The following is a 12,024-nucleotide window of genomic DNA, read 5'->3' on the forward strand; positions in this document are numbered from 1 at the left end:
CCACTCATGCGAATAAATGATATAACTCACGATATTGCTTGGCGGATTGTTTCCAGCTATAGTCCGCGGTCATCGCCTGATGGACGAGGGCATGCCAGTTTTCTTTTTCATAGAAGACACGAATCGCTTTTTCGATCGTCGCCAACATCTCATGAGCATTGTAGTTCATGAATCCAAAACCGGTCCCTTCTTGCGTGAACTCGTTGTACGGCTTCACGGTATCTCGGAGTCCACCTGTCTCACGCACGATTGGCAAGGTGCCGTATCGCATGGAAATCAATTGACTGAGACCACAAGGCTCAAAACGTGACGGCATTAAAAAGGCATCCGATCCCGCGTAAATCAAGTGGGCGAGTTCGATGTCAAAACCGATATATGACCCGACTTTCCCTGGGTGAGCAGCTGTCATCTCGTGAACGATTCCTTCATATTCCGGTTGTCCCGAACCGAGGAACGCGAACTGGCAAGGAAGCTGTCCAAGTTCTTCACGGACACCGTTGATTAAATCGAGCCCCTTTTGGTCAACGAGTCGGCTGACAAAACCGATGAGCATGACATCGTCTCGCACTTCAAGACCAAGTCGCTCTTGTAATGCCCGCTTGTTGACAACTTTTCCTTCTTTGTAGGTGTCGAGATTATACGTCTCTGCAATCCGTTGGTCCGTATTCGGATCGTTTGTCGCCAAATCAATTCCGTTCAAAATACCACGTACGTCGACCGCACGATGACGCAACGCCCCGTCTAACCCTTCACCGTAATAGGGTTCCATGATTTCGTCGCGATACGACGGGCTGACGGTCGTGATTTGATCGGAATGGACGATGCCGGCTTTCATGTAATTGACGAGACCGTTATGTTGAATTCCTTCGGCCGTGAAATGTTCAGGACCGAACTGTAGCAATTCTCCAAGAATCTCTTCCGGAAAGATTCCTTGGTATTGCAGGTTATGGATGGTATACACGGTGCGAATGCGTTGATACGCTTCAATATGTTGATAATGGATTCGTAAGAAGGCCGGTAAAATACCTGTCTGCCAGTCATGACAATGCAGGACATCGGGTACGTCTTCCATCTTCCCAATCATTTCGAGTACAGCGCGAGAGAAGAAGGCGAATCGTTCAGCATCATCAAAGTGTCCATATAAGACACCGTCACGTTTAAAGTAATACTCGTTGTCGATGAAGTAATACGTGATGCCGTCCCGCTCTAACTTCAAGACTGCCCCGAACTGTTTGCGCCACCCGACCGGAACAATCAGGTCGAATAAATACTCCATCTCGTCCACATACTCTTCAGCGATCGAGCCATATTTCGGCATGACAACACTGACTTCTTCTCCTAGGCCCGCCACCGCTTGAGGGAGCGAACCGACAACGTCGGCCAGCCCCCCCGTTTTCATGAACGGTGCCGCTTCTGAAGCAACATACCAAATTTTCATAAAATCCTCCTCATACCACTGTTCGTTTCGCGATGACAATCGGTTCGTCGATTGTGCCTCGGATGACCTGTCCTCGTTTTACAACAACTTCTTTATCCAAAATCGCGTTTTCAACGACAGCTCCTTCTTCAATGATCGATTTTGATGAAATGATTGAGTTTTTCACGCGTGCGTGTTTACTGACTTCAACACCACGGAAGAGAATACTATTTTGCACCTCGCCATGAATCTTACATCCATTTGCCACGAGCGCCTCGTTTACCTTTGATCCTTTCAAATAACGAGTCGGTGGCTCATGTTTGATTTTCGTGTAGATATGCGGGAAGTCATAAATGATGCCTTCGCCACGGAGTAATCGCATGCTTTCATTATAGTAAGAAAGCACCGAGTGAATGACCTGCATTTTCCCGACATAATGGTACCCGTGCACGTGTAAACGATGAAGCTGGGGACGAATGACGCCATCCAACAGGTCATATTCGCCTTTAGAGGTCGCTTCATCAACGAGACGCATGAAGAGATTCTTCGACATAATGATCGTTTCTGTGTACGTGTACTCATCATCCGGTGAGAATCCGCGCTCAGAGATGCCGACGACGCGGTCATTCTCCCCAAGGCGTATCGGACGGCAATAGCCACATTTCTGTTCATGGGTCGTATAGGCAAGCGTGATGTCCGCGCCCATCGATTTATGATGTGCGAGCATGTCGGTATAATCGATTGTCGTCAAAACGTTCGAACCTGTGATGACCACATACGGCTGCTTGCTGCGAATGAAGTGTTCACGGTGCATCGAGAAGTTGGCCAAGTCGCCAAGATACGCTTCCCCGTCCGGTTTCAACGCTGGTGGGAAGATGTGGAGACCTCCTTGCGAACGGTCCAAATCCCACTCTTTCCCTGAACCGAGATGATCCATCAATGAGCGATACTTATCTAACGTAAAGATCCCGACTTGATTAATATTTTGTGTGATCATATTCGTCAAGGTGAAGTCTATCAGGCGATAGCGTCCTGAGAATGGGACTGATGCCAGATTACGATGTCCAGTAAATTCCGGAAACAGACCTTGTTCCGTTCCTAAGTTAATGACCCCTAATAAATCGTTCGTCAACAGTAACGCCTCCTTGCGTGTCTCTTTACTCGTATCAAACTCTTTGTTTGAAGACGGTTCCACTTTCAATGTTTTCGTGTGGTTCAATAACAACGATTTCACCACCCGGCTCACCTACTGTCGCGCCGTCTTCAATGACTGCACAGCTAGCGACAATGGCTCTGTGAATTGTTACATCCTTCCCGATTCTAGCTCCTGGCATAATCACCGAGTCTTTAACGAGTGAACCTTCTCCAACACGGACATCGTAAAATAGCACTGAATGTTGGACTTCGCCTTCGATATGACACCCTTCGTTAATCACAGACTGTTCGACACAAGCGTCTTTTCCAATATACTGAGGAGTCTGGTTCGGGTTGACCGAATAGATTTTCCACTCCGGGTCATATAAATCGAATGGAGGCTCTTCTTCCAAGAGGTCCATGTTCGCTTCCCAAAGAGACTGGATCGTACCGACGTCTTTCCAATAGCCTTTGAATTTATAAGCGAAGACGTCGAGTCCTTGAAGAAGCGTGTTCGGAATGATATTCTTCCCGAAGTCAAAGCTAGACGTTTCGTCTTCAGCATCTTTAATCAAATGTTCGCGCAAGACGCTCCAGTTGAAGATGTAAATCCCCATCGAAGCCAAGTTGCTCTTCGGTTCTTCTGGCTTCTCTTCGAACTCATTGATACGGAGGTCATCCGCTGTGTTCAAAATTCCGAAACGCGGCGCTTCGTCCCACGGCACTTCCATGACAGAGATGGTCACATCGGCTTGTTTTTCTTTATGGGCTTCGAGCATTTTCTCGTAGTCCATTTTATAGATGTGGTCTCCCGAAAGAATCAACACATAATCTGGATCGTAATCATCGATATAGCTCAAGTTACGATAGATTGCATTGGCCGTCCCCTCGTACCAGTTTTTCCCCGACTGTGCTTGGTAAGGTGGGAGAATGGCTAACCCCCCGTTGCGACGATCTAAATCCCATGCCGTCCCGATTCCTAAGTAACGATTCAATTCAAGTGGCTCATATTGCGTTAATACCCCGACTGTTGTAATTCCCGAGTTCGTGCAGTTTGACAATGGGAAATCGATAATGCGGTACTTTCCGCCGAAATTCACGGCCGGTTTCGCCGTCTTTCGCGTGAGAGGCCCCAATCGCTTTCCTTCTCCTCCCGCAAGGAGCATCGCAACCATTTCTTGCTTCATAAATAATAAGCCTCCTCAAAATCGTGATATACAACCTCTTTTACCCTTTTTCGCCCTTTCCTAAAGTATTCCTTCTCGAATTATTATATGATAACGTTTACATTTTTATTTTTTTGTAAATTGGACGATATAATGTATAGAGAGAGGTGAAATAGATGAGAGCTTGGATTGGAACCTTATTTTTTGCTGGACTTTTGGCTGCTTCCTTGTCACTTGCCACTGCATTGAAAGAAGAGATTGATCAGGCAGATGAAATTCTATCTTGGGGACAAGAGCTGGTATCGGCACAACCACTCTCGTCAATGCATGCCGTCACACTCGCATACAACGGGGGAGAACAGCAAATCTACTTGGCGGGCCGCAGAAATGACGTGTCCCCGAAAGCGTTACCCGAACATATCCAAGATGCGATTACAACCATCGAAGACCGTAAGTTCAATGCTCATCCCGGTTATGATTTGAGCGGGATTGCCCGAGCATTTATCAATAACGCGAACGAGACATCTGTCCAAGGTGGGAGTACAATCACGCAACAGTTGGCACGGAACGTGTACCTCACACATGAACGGACATATGAACGAAAAGTGAAAGAGTTATTGCTTGCTCGAGCACTAGAAAAAAATTATAGCAAGAAAGAAATTTTAACAGCTTATAGCAACGTTATTTTTTTTGGACATAATGTATATGGGATTCAATCGGCAGCCGATACATACTTTTCAAGACCGCTCGACGATCTGAATTGGAATCAACTCGCTTACTTGTTGACAGTACCGAATAATCCGTCACTTTATGATCCGCTCAATCCATCTGATGCTTTTTTTGAGCGTAAGGACCGAATCTTGACGCAACTGTTTGAAGCGGGTGTTCTCTCGAAAAGTGCTTACGATCAGTATCATGGCGTCAAGCTCCAAGCATCGTTTCGCAGTCAAACGATTCAATACCCGGACTATATGGATACAGCCGTCCGTGAAGCGATTCAATTGGTACGGACACGTTACGACTTAGATGATACCGAGGCGAGAGAATATTTGTCCACGCATGAAGCGACGATCGAGACTTACTTATCAACCGGGAAGCAGAAACAAGCAAAACAGGTGATGAGTCAACTCCCTCCCGGTGTGAACGGTGGCTATACGGAACTGACACCTCAAGGGAGAATCGTGGCCATGGTCGACTCTGAGATGACGCAGGTCGGTGAGTTCAACCGAGCGACCCAGGCGTACCGCCAACCAGGTTCCGCAATCAAACCGATCCTCGTTTTCGCCCCATTTATCGAAGAGACAGGAGCGAAACTTGACACGGTACTTGACGGTCGTCCGGCTTGTTACGGTTCTTATTGTCCCGGAAATAGTCACAACCGTGTGTTAGGCGATGTCTTATTGAAAGATGCGGTCGCTTTCTCGTATAACACACCTGCGCTCGCCGCCTTCTCAGCAATCGATCAGGAACGCGTGTATAAGATAGCTGATATGATGTTCAGTCAATGGGATGAACAGGACGAGAACTTAGCGAGTGCCCTTGGCGGTCTCACACAAGGGGTCTCCCCAAAAGAACTCGCCGCCGCCTATACCCCGTTCTTAAATAAAGGCGAGTATACATCCGGACATACAATCAAACAAATCGCATTCAAGTCCGGTGAACCAACGTTGACCCCGATCTTAACGGAAGAGACAGTCTGGTCTCCGGAAACGATTAGTGAGATGAAAAAAGCGTTATCGACCGTCACCTCATACGGTACAGGTCGCTATGCGAATCAGCTGAAACGTGAGTTTGAGTATCTCGGAGGAAAGACCGGAACAACGAACGACAACAAAGATATGTGGTATGTCGGACTGACCGATCGCACCATCACCGCCATCTGGCTCGGTGCCGATACGCCTCGCCCATTCCCGGAACTCGCCAACCGTGCGTATCCGGCGATTGTCTGGACACAGGCACACCAATAAAAGGAGTCAGCCACTGAAAAGTGGACTGACTCCTTTTGCTTTATAATCGACGTTCGATTTGAAGTCGATATGCTCCCCAATGCTCCATTAACTCGTCGTGATTGATTAGTTTCCATGGATTGAAACGGACTTGACCATGTTTATTGAAATAGAGTCCTTGTCGCACACAGTAACTCGCATGGACCAGTTGCCCTTGGTCGCTCCAAAACGTCAGGACGTCATTCGGCCTCAGTGTATCATCCTTCACAGTTTCGTACCTACTTCGCTTTAATGTCTGAAGGAACGTCTCTGGATGAACCCATCGGTGAACGACCTGTTCGTTTCCCGTGACCGCAAACAACGTCGCCGCGAGACAGTTACTTCCATCCTGGATCGGAAACCGATTTGCATAATCCGCAATATGCGAAGCAATCGAGTCATCACAGGGTTCCCCTTCCCAACGATCCCACTCCTTCGCATAGTCGAGCAGGAGAGAATGACGCATCTCGATGTCGAGCTCATTCCAATTTTGCGGATGCAAAACGATGACACACGCGCCATCCTTCTCTATAATCATCTCATTCGATAGACGTTTCATCTGCTCGACTGATATCGGCAAAACAAGACCACGATGGGTCGTCACTTGAAATTCCAATAAACGTGTTTTGACGTGCTCCTGTAACTCCTTCAAAAAGCTAGAGAACGCATGGATGACATAAGTCACGTCTTGACCCATCTGCCACGTCACATACGGATTCGTGATGTCGGGTCTGCGGTAAAGCGGATGATTGAAAAACTCCTGCCTCGGAATCACGAGACAGGAACTCGGTATATCCTCAAGAAACGAAGAATCAATCCAATACAAGGTTTCCTCCGGGACAAATGATAGACACCACGCTTCGATCACATCAGAGGTTGGTCCAAAAGAATGCTTCATAAGATGATATCTCCGACAGAGTTAAACAAGCGAAGGACCGACCAACCTAACCCGCTGACCAACGTCGCCCACATGACAGCCTGCATAAGTAATAAGCCGATGGCACGTGGAACGGACATCGATTGGCTTACTTGCCAGACATAGTAAAAGAGATACATCAAGAGCGTGCCAACGAGCACGGCGATAACGGCGAGCAATGTGTTCAAAAAGAGAAAGCTGATTCCAGACCCGATGAGAAAGATGATGGCACCAGGTTTGAGCCGATGAAGCGACGTGCCATTTGTCTCTCGCGCAAAAAAAGCGAAACCGAGTTGATTGAACGTATCGGCTACCAATTTGAATGCGCTAAACAACATAAAGAAAATCGTAAAGAATACGACGAGCACGAGCACTTTCGTCTCTTGCACGGATAACAGTTCGATAATTTCACTATATACGCCAATTTGATTCAGCCATTGGATTACGTACTCGGAGGTCGCAATCGCAAGTGACATCGAAAACAAAATAATTCCGATGAGTGGGGCATAGCTCAGTAAGTACACATTCGTTTTCATGTTCCTTCTCCAATTTCACAGTAATTTCTTATATTCAGTGCAATTCACCTACCAAGTATATTATACTATTTATAGTTATGGAGAATAAAAGGGGGATTTTTGGATGGGCCTATTATTGATGGTTGGAATCAGCGTCGTCTTCCTCGCAGCGATTTTGACAGCTGGATATAACCGTAAACCTGAGGGTAACGAATAAGAGCCGGGATTCTTACGAATCCGGCTCTTTTTTATTTCAATCCTGCATATCCCTGTTGGCGAAGCGCCTCATATACGATGATGGCTGCTGTATTCGATACGTTCAATGAACGAACGAGGTTCGATTGTGGTAGGCGGATGCAGCGATCCAAATTGTTCTCGATGACTTCCATCGGCAACCCTTTCGTCTCACGACCAAAGACGAAGAAGTAGTCACCGTCTACATCTGAAACGTCTAAATCACTCGGGTATTGTTCCCCGTACTTCGTAATATAAAAGAACTGACCATCCGGATGCTTCTCCCACAGCTCTTCTAACGAGTCATGATAGCGTACATCGACGAATTGCCAATAGTCGAGACCGGCACGCTTTAACATCTTATCATCCGTCGAGAACCCGAGCGGACGAATCAAATGAAGGACCGAATTCGTCGCCGCACACGTACGTGAGACGTTCCCTGTATTTGCTGGTATTTCTGGTTGAAACATTACGACATGAATCGCCATGGTTGATTTCCCTCACTTTTTCATTTCAAATTCTAGAAGGCGTTGTTTCTCAGACAACCCTCCCGCAAAACCGATAAGCTTTCCACTACTTCCAATGACACGATGACACGGAAACAGAATCGGCAATGGATTTCGATTGAGCGCCTGTCCGACGGCGCGAACGGCCTTTGGTCGACCGATTTGTTCGGCAATTTGTTTATATGTGCGTGTCTCGCCATATGGAATGGTCAAGAGCGCATCCCAAACCTCCTGTTGAAACGGTGTTCCGTTCATTTCGACATAGGCACGATCTGCTTCTTGAAATCCTGTCTTCTCGACTCGTGTCATGAGATCTCGCAACCACTCAGGTGCTTCCTCTGTCGGTTCATGTGTTGTGAACTCCAATTCGGTCAACTTACCTGATCCATTTATCTCGTACATTAGCGGTCCCCACTTAGACGACACGATCTTCATGTGCCCACTCCTCTCGATATATGCGAATCTCTTCATGAACCATATCAGACGTTTCATTCCGTTCAATCTCTTCAAATATCGAATCGGCATCAGGTCCAAGAATCGCACCGATTGCCCAAACAGCCGTCGCGCGCATATCTTCGCGTTCATCCTGTTTAATAAATTCCCTTAAGATTGGAATCGCTGAAAGTTCACGGTAGTGCGCGAGCGCTAAAATCGCATTTCGTTGAATCGGTTTCTTCCCGCGCCATGCGCCTGATAAAAGTCCGAACTTTTGTTTGAACTCCCGGTTGCTCAATGTCAGAAGAGGCTCTAAGAGCGGTTTGACAATCTCAGCTTCCGGTAACAATTCTTCATGGTGGCGCCAGTCCTTTTTGCGATTATATGGACAGACTTGCTGACACGTGTCACATCCATATAATCGACCACCAAGTTTCGACCGAAACTCTCGTGGCATCAACGTCTTCATCTGCGTGAGATAGGCGATACAGCGCTTCGCATCGAGGACACCTGGTTCAACAAGGGCCGTCGTCGGACAAGCTGTCATACATTTATCGCAATCCCCACATCCGTCTTCAATTGCTTCATCCGGTGGTAAGTATACATCTAAAATCATTTCGCCCAAATAAAGATAGGATCCTTTCTCAGGAGAGATGATGGAACAGTTTTTCCCACTAAATCCAATCCCCGCACGTTCTGCGACAGCACGGTCGACGAGCTCACCCGTATCGACCATCGAACGCGTTCGCACGTTTGGAACCAATTCTTCAATGTACGCTTGAAGTTTGGCCAATCGATCGCCGACCGCCCGATGGTAATCGAGTCCCCACGAAGCACGAGCAAACAACCCTCGTCTCTCCCCGGCGACACTACGGGGCGCATCTTTTAATTTACTTGGATAGGCGATGGCGATCGCAATGATCGACTGTGCCTCTTCAAGCAGAAGTTCAGGATTTGTGCGTTTCTCTAAATCCGGTTCTTCGAATCCAGAGGCATATCCTTTCTCCTGTTGTCGAATGAGTCGTTGTTTCATGACGATGAACGGATCAGCTGTCGTCACTTTCAACTCATCAATCCCGATGGTTTCGGCATACGCTAAGATTTGTTGTTTTAATGTGTACGGGTCCATTCCGTTCACCTCCTCTATATATTTTCGCATACAAAAAATCTCTCCGCCACTCGGCAGAGAGATATGAAGCGGGTGAAGAGAATCGAACTCTCGTCATCAGCTTGGAAGGCTGAGGTTTTACCATTAAACTACACCCGCATGAAATATTGTTGTCGTTCAAGCGACTATAGTTAATATACATCTATACTATTAATCTGTCAACAGGTATTCGTAAGTTTTTCTAAATTCAATGAAATCAATATGTTAATATATCTTAATCATTCAAAAGATCATGGATGAAACAAAGAATCGAGTGGCGTCAGGATTTGAAATTGACGGCCGTGCCCCTCTGTTTCTGCAAACGTAAACGCTGTAAGTTGACCGTCCTGATACAATTCTACATGAAGGAAACGATCTTGGATATTGTTATAGATATGGAAGACGTCTCGTGTTTGTCCAATTCGCTCGACTTGCTTCAAAAGTTCTTCTTTGACGGGACGTGACATCTGATTTGCAACGTGTGTATGGAAGATACATAACGTCTCTGTCTCCGACACACGCGATACGAGATCTTGTAGCATCGTCACACCATCCCCTTCAATGAGCGTCACCATATTAAAATTGATTTCATTCATGGCAGCCTGAAGCAGTTGCCGTCGTGTCTCATGCTCTGACCAGATTAACGCATTCAACCATGACCGCTCTGCTTGATCTGTCAAGTCCACAATGTTCAAATCGACACCAATACGCGTTCCGATGTCTAATAGCGTCTTAGCCTCGAGATGGAATGATTCGTTCGATTCGACGGTCGCTGAGATGTTTACTGATGAGATGCTTATCGGGTTGATTGGGACGCCATTATACTCATAAGCGTACTGGTCAACAAATATTTGAAGCCCTGCACTCGTTCCGATTTCGAGCAGTGCGAGTGATTGCTTCGTCTGTTGTTGAATCTTCGAAAATATCGGATACAAGTAGGCGCATCGTTGAACCTCGTTCGTTTGCACACGACGGGTTCTCAATCGATGACGGATCTCACTTTCGTATGTATGGCAAAAAGCTAAAAAGAGGGAAATACATCTTCAGCTTGTTTTGGATATTTTGTCACGCTAGGATAATAGGTGGCCAACTCATCAGCAGAGTGTTGAATTACCAGTTCATGAACAGATGCAAACAATAGATTTGGAGCAGGTTGTCCCTTTGGTATGTCTTCACACAAAGATAAGAGCCATTCATGCTGAGCCACTTCTCGAGCTAGCACTTCGTATAAGCGACTAGAACCCACACATTCGTTGTCAGCAAATCGGATGAACCGATTCGATTGTTCTGTATATTGAATATCATCCACCTCGTTTCTTCTTGTTAAAACATTCGAGCTGAATGAATGTCCTTCCTTCTCAAAAAAGGATAGAGAACAGAAAAAAGACCCTAACCTCAGTTAGAGTCATACGGATACCGGTGGTCGGAGTCGAACCGACACTCCAGAGGAACACGATTTTGAGTCGTGCGCGTCTACCAATTCCGCCACACCGGCATATTATGTTGGAGGCGCCAGTCGGAATCGAACCGACGATAAAGGAGTTGCAGTCCTCTGCCTTACCACTTGGCTATGGCGCCAAAAGTCATTGGAGCGGAAGACGGGATTCGAACCCGCGACCCCGACCTTGGCAAGGTCGTATTCTACCACTGAACTACTTCCGCAAAATGGCTGGGCTGGAAGGGATCGAACCTTCGCATGTCGGAATCAAAATCCGATGCCTTACCACTTGGCTACAGCCCAATAATAATGGGGCGACTGAAGGGAATTGAACCCTCGAATGCCGGAATCACAATCCGGTGCGTTAACCACTTCGCCACAATCGCCATGATGAAATTAAAAACAGGGGCAGCAGGAATCGAACCCGCGCTGACGGTTTTGGAGACCGTAGTTCTACCGCTAAACTATGCCCCTAAGTGGTGGGGGGGGGCGGATTCGAACCGCCGAACCCGAGGGAGCGGATTTACAGTCCGCCGCGTTTAGCCACTTCGCTACCCCCCCACATATGGTGGCTTTGGACGGAATCGAACCGCCGACACAAGGATTTTCAGTCCTTTGCTCTACCAACTGAGCTACAAAGCCATATGTAGTATGATTGATTTTAAAATAAAAATGGCGGTCTCGACGGGATTCGAACCCGCGATCTTCTGCGTGACAGGCAGACATGTTAACCCCTACACCACGAGACCGGACTTAATTGCGGGGGCCGGATTTGAACCGACGACCTTCGGGTTATGAGCCCGACGAGCTACCAGACTGCTCCACCCCGCGACGATATAAAATTAAATGGTGACCCGTACGGGATTCGAACCCGTGTTACCGCCGTGAAAGGGCGGTGTCTTAACCGCTTGACCAACGGGCCATTACATATTTGAAAAACTGGCGGAGAGCAAGGGATTCGAACCCTTGAGACGGTTTTGCCGCCTACACGAATTCCAATCGTGCTCCTTCGGCCACTCGGACAGCTCTCCAAAAGAGAAAGTGGCTCCGCAAGTAGGATTTGAACCTACGACCTACCGGTTAACAGCCGGTTGCTCTACCACTGAGCTATTGCGGAACGATCTTGCCTGG

9 protein-coding genes, 14 tRNA genes and 1 pseudogene are annotated in these 12,024 nt (G+C 47.3%); 1 reads left to right on the forward strand and 23 read right to left on the reverse strand.

Going from position 1 to position 12,024, the window contains the following annotated elements:
- Positions 1-4 precede the first annotated feature (4 nt).
- The 3 genes from glgA to KOG47_RS10295 are packed head-to-tail and all read right to left on the reverse strand — an operon-like array spanning position 5 to position 3,738.
- Entirely contained in the window at positions 5-1,438 is a 1,434-nt protein-coding gene (gene glgA, locus KOG47_RS10285; RefSeq protein WP_214691248.1) for a glycogen synthase GlgA, read from the reverse strand.
- Between the two features lie 10 nt (positions 1,439-1,448).
- On the reverse strand, positions 1,449-2,651 hold the full coding sequence (glgD, locus tag KOG47_RS10290; RefSeq protein ID WP_236548973.1) for a glucose-1-phosphate adenylyltransferase subunit GlgD: 1,203 nt from the start codon (positions 2,649-2,651) through the stop codon (positions 1,449-1,451).
- On the reverse strand, positions 2,584-3,738 hold the full coding sequence (locus KOG47_RS10295) for a glucose-1-phosphate adenylyltransferase (protein WP_015880913.1): 1,155 nt from the start codon (positions 3,736-3,738) through the stop codon (positions 2,584-2,586). The genes glgD and KOG47_RS10295 overlap by 68 nt, the downstream gene beginning before the upstream one ends.
- 155 nt (positions 3,739-3,893) lie before the next feature.
- On the opposite strand from KOG47_RS10295, the gene KOG47_RS10300 reads away from it, so the two are divergent.
- The gene (locus KOG47_RS10300) at positions 3,894-5,684 is read left to right on the forward strand and encodes a transglycosylase domain-containing protein (protein WP_215244172.1); all 1,791 of its coding nucleotides are present in this window, start codon (positions 3,894-3,896) and stop codon (positions 5,682-5,684) included.
- Positions 5,685-5,724: 40 nt separating this feature from the next.
- Here KOG47_RS10300 and KOG47_RS10305 read toward each other — a convergent pair whose 3' ends face one another.
- The 20 genes and pseudogenes from KOG47_RS10305 to KOG47_RS10400 form a co-directional block, all read right to left on the reverse strand.
- Positions 5,725-6,528 carry a hypothetical protein gene (locus KOG47_RS10305; protein ID WP_214811547.1) on the reverse strand — a complete coding sequence of 268 codons (804 nt, stop codon included), beginning with the start codon at positions 6,526-6,528 and terminating at the stop codon, positions 5,725-5,727.
- Positions 6,529-6,596: 68 nt separating this feature from the next.
- Positions 6,597-7,154 carry a DUF5366 family protein gene (locus tag KOG47_RS10310; protein ID WP_074037691.1) on the reverse strand — a complete coding sequence of 186 codons (558 nt, stop codon included), beginning with the start codon at positions 7,152-7,154 and terminating at the stop codon, positions 6,597-6,599.
- 227 nt (positions 7,155-7,381) lie between these two features.
- Positions 7,382-7,855, reverse strand: a complete 474-nt coding sequence (gene trmL, locus KOG47_RS10315; protein WP_015880908.1) for a tRNA (uridine(34)/cytosine(34)/5-carboxymethylaminomethyluridine(34)-2'-O)-methyltransferase TrmL — start codon at positions 7,853-7,855, stop codon at positions 7,382-7,384.
- 12 nt (positions 7,856-7,867) lie between these two features.
- A complete protein-coding gene (locus KOG47_RS10320; protein ID WP_159563596.1) occupies positions 7,868-8,308 on the reverse strand; it encodes a methylated-DNA--[protein]-cysteine S-methyltransferase in 441 nt (146 codons plus the stop codon).
- On the reverse strand, positions 8,289-9,437 hold the full coding sequence (gene queG, locus KOG47_RS10325; protein WP_215244173.1) for a tRNA epoxyqueuosine(34) reductase QueG: 1,149 nt from the start codon (positions 9,435-9,437) through the stop codon (positions 8,289-8,291). The genes KOG47_RS10320 and queG overlap by 20 nt, the downstream gene beginning before the upstream one ends.
- Before the next feature lie 67 nt (positions 9,438-9,504).
- A tRNA-Gly gene (locus KOG47_RS10330) sits at positions 9,505-9,575 on the reverse strand.
- A 131-nt stretch (positions 9,576-9,706) separates the two neighbouring features.
- Positions 9,707-10,764, reverse strand: a pseudogene (locus KOG47_RS10335) (DUF2332 domain-containing protein).
- 105 nt (positions 10,765-10,869) lie between these two features.
- A tRNA-Leu gene (locus KOG47_RS10340) sits at positions 10,870-10,950 on the reverse strand.
- Positions 10,951-10,959: 9 nt separating this feature from the next.
- A tRNA-Cys gene (locus KOG47_RS10345) sits at positions 10,960-11,033 on the reverse strand.
- Positions 11,034-11,042: 9 nt separating this feature from the next.
- Positions 11,043-11,117 (reverse strand) — tRNA-Gly (locus tag KOG47_RS10350).
- A 4-nt stretch (positions 11,118-11,121) separates the two neighbouring features.
- Positions 11,122-11,196 (reverse strand) — tRNA-Gln (locus KOG47_RS10355).
- A 7-nt stretch (positions 11,197-11,203) separates the two neighbouring features.
- Positions 11,204-11,279: transfer RNA gene (locus tag KOG47_RS10360), tRNA-His, on the reverse strand.
- A gap of 17 nt (positions 11,280-11,296) precedes the next feature.
- Positions 11,297-11,367, reverse strand: a tRNA-Trp gene (locus KOG47_RS10365).
- Between the two features lie 3 nt (positions 11,368-11,370).
- Positions 11,371-11,454: transfer RNA gene (locus KOG47_RS10370), tRNA-Tyr, on the reverse strand.
- A gap of 5 nt (positions 11,455-11,459) precedes the next feature.
- Positions 11,460-11,535: transfer RNA gene (locus KOG47_RS10375), tRNA-Phe, on the reverse strand.
- Between the two features lie 31 nt (positions 11,536-11,566).
- Positions 11,567-11,642: transfer RNA gene (locus KOG47_RS10380), tRNA-Asp, on the reverse strand.
- 8 nt (positions 11,643-11,650) lie between these two features.
- Positions 11,651-11,724, reverse strand: a tRNA-Met gene (locus KOG47_RS10385).
- Positions 11,725-11,740: 16 nt separating this feature from the next.
- Positions 11,741-11,815: transfer RNA gene (locus KOG47_RS10390), tRNA-Glu, on the reverse strand.
- A gap of 18 nt (positions 11,816-11,833) precedes the next feature.
- Positions 11,834-11,924, reverse strand: a tRNA-Ser gene (locus KOG47_RS10395).
- Between the two features lie 11 nt (positions 11,925-11,935).
- Positions 11,936-12,010 (reverse strand) — tRNA-Asn (locus tag KOG47_RS10400).
- Positions 12,011-12,024 lie beyond the last annotated feature (14 nt).

It is taken from the genome of Exiguobacterium sp. s121, assembly GCF_018617245.1.
Lineage (GTDB): Bacteria > Bacillota > Bacilli > Exiguobacteriales > Exiguobacteriaceae > Exiguobacterium > Exiguobacterium profundum.

Coding starts and splice junctions, on each gene's coding strand:
- queG (WP_215244173.1), bottom strand. CDS start 9,437: ATGGACCCGTACACATTAAAACAACAAATCTTAGCGTATGCCGAAACC.
- KOG47_RS10320 (WP_159563596.1), bottom strand. CDS start 8,308: ATGAAGATCGTGTCGTCTAAGTGGGGACCGCTAATGTACGAGATAAAT.
- glgA (WP_214691248.1), bottom strand. CDS start 1,438: ATGAAAATTTGGTATGTTGCTTCAGAAGCGGCACCGTTCATGAAAACG.
- KOG47_RS10300 (WP_215244172.1), top strand. CDS start 3,894: ATGAGAGCTTGGATTGGAACCTTATTTTTTGCTGGACTTTTGGCTGCT.
- KOG47_RS10295 (WP_015880913.1), bottom strand. CDS start 3,738: ATGAAGCAAGAAATGGTTGCGATGCTCCTTGCGGGAGGAGAAGGAAAG.
- trmL (WP_015880908.1), bottom strand. CDS start 7,855: ATGGCGATTCATGTCGTAATGTTTCAACCAGAAATACCAGCAAATACA.
- KOG47_RS10310 (WP_074037691.1), bottom strand. CDS start 7,154: ATGAAAACGAATGTGTACTTACTGAGCTATGCCCCACTCATCGGAATT.